The 1,675-nt window shown below is 65.0% G+C and carries 2 protein-coding genes; one reads left to right on the forward strand and one right to left on the reverse strand.

Annotation, left to right across the window (positions count from 1 at the left end; genetic code table 11):
- Positions 1–86: 86 nt before the first annotated feature.
- Complete coding sequence (locus ENZ75_RS31110) at positions 87–1,022, forward strand: phosphatidate cytidylyltransferase (RefSeq protein ID WP_063167715.1); 936 nt, start codon at positions 87–89, stop codon at positions 1,020–1,022.
- A gap of 25 nt (positions 1,023–1,047) precedes the next feature.
- Here ENZ75_RS31110 and ENZ75_RS31115 read toward each other — a convergent pair.
- Positions 1,048–1,675, reverse strand: a 628-nt coding sequence (locus ENZ75_RS31115; RefSeq protein ID WP_164888147.1) for an iron ABC transporter permease, incomplete at its 5' end; no start/stop codon positions are given.

Genomic DNA, 1,675 nt, shown 5'->3' on the forward strand with positions numbered 1-1,675 from the left:
GGCCCGGGCGAAGAACGCCGCGCCTTTCTCGAGCGCGCCCACGCCGCGCTTCTGGCGCTCAACCCGCGTCCCGAGCGAGACGATTGATGCGCCACGAGATCTCCATCCTGATCATCGGCCTGCTGGCGGTTTTGACCACCGCCAGCATCGTCGCCACCATCCTTTCGGCGCGAGCGCCGAAGCCGCTGAGCTCGACGCTTGTCAATCTCACGCAGCGCATCAACGCCTGGTGGGTGATGGTGGCGCTGATGACGGTCGCCTTCTTCTTCGGCCGTTACGGGATGACCATCCTGTTTGCGCTGATTTCCTTCGCCGCGCTGCGCGAATTCGTGACGCTGACGCATACGCGCCGCAGCGACCATTGGGTGCTGCTCGGCATGTTCGGCATCATCATCCCGTTTCAGTACTGGCTGGTGTGGACCGCCTGGTACGGGCTCTTCGTCATCTTCATTCCGGTCTACTGCTTCCTCTTGATGCCGGCCATCACGGCGCTGCATGGCGACACCGAACGCTTCCTCGAGCGGATCGCCGCGCAGCAATGGGCGGTGATGATCTCGGTCTATTGCGTCAGCCACGTCCCCGCCCTGCTGACACTCGACGTGCCAGGCTTCGAAGGCCGCACCTTGCTGCTGATCGCCTTCCTGATCATCGTCGTGCAAGGCAGCGACGTGCTGCAGTACATCTTCGGCAAGCTGTTTGGTAAACACCGGTTTTCGCCGAACGTCTCGCCGTCGAAAACCTGGGAAGGGCTGATCGGCGGATTGGTGTCGGCGAGCCTGCTCGGCGCGCTGTTGTCGTTCGTGACGCCCTTCTCGGCGCTGCAGGCGGCAGGCGTGGCCTTCGTCGCCTGCTCGATGGGATTCCTAGGCGGGCTGGTCGCCTCGGCCATCAAGCGCGACCAGGGCGTCAAGGACTGGGGCCATCTCATCGAAGGCCATGGCGGCATGATGGACCGCACCGACAGCCTGGTCTTCGCCGCCCCGGTGTTCTTCCACATCGTGCGCTATTTCTGGACTGTGTGATCCGGCGACCGGTTGCCAAAGGCGCTCAAAGCCGGTTGCGGATCAGCATGGTGACGACGAAGAACGCACCGACCGAGCTGGTGATGATGCCGATCGGCAGTTCCTGCGGCGGCAGCAGCGTTCGGGCCAGAAGATCGCTGGCCAGCAAAAGCACCGCGCCGAAGACGGCGCAGCTGGCAACCAGGCGCAGATGCAAGGGGCCTGCCAGCGGCCGCGACAGATGCGGGATCATCAGCCCGACGAAGCCGATGACCCCGGCGACAGAGACCAGGATCGCCGTCGAGAAGGCGGCGACGAGAAACGTCATTCGGCGCATGCGCGCCACTGGCACGCCAAGGCTTTCGGCGGCGTTTTCGCCGGCCAGGAAGGCATCGAGCCGGCGGTGGTTCCACAGCGCGTAAGCCAGAATGGTGCCCGCACCCAGCGCGCCGAGCCAGATATTGTCCCAGCGCGCCAGGCCAAGGCCGCCCATCGTCCAGAACAACACGGAGTGGGCGGCGCGCTGGTCGCCGGCAAAGACCAGGTAGTTGGTCAAGGCGGTGAACATGAAGGACACGGCAAGGCCAGCGAGGATCAGCCGCTCCGGCCCTTGGCCCCTCACCCGCGCGACCAGCAGCAGGACGACGCCGGCGGCCAATATGCCGCCGGTGAAG

Source organism: Mesorhizobium sp. M7A.F.Ca.CA.002.04.1.1 (genome assembly GCF_004022805.1).
Taxonomy (GTDB): domain Bacteria; phylum Pseudomonadota; class Alphaproteobacteria; order Rhizobiales; family Rhizobiaceae; genus Mesorhizobium; species Mesorhizobium ciceri.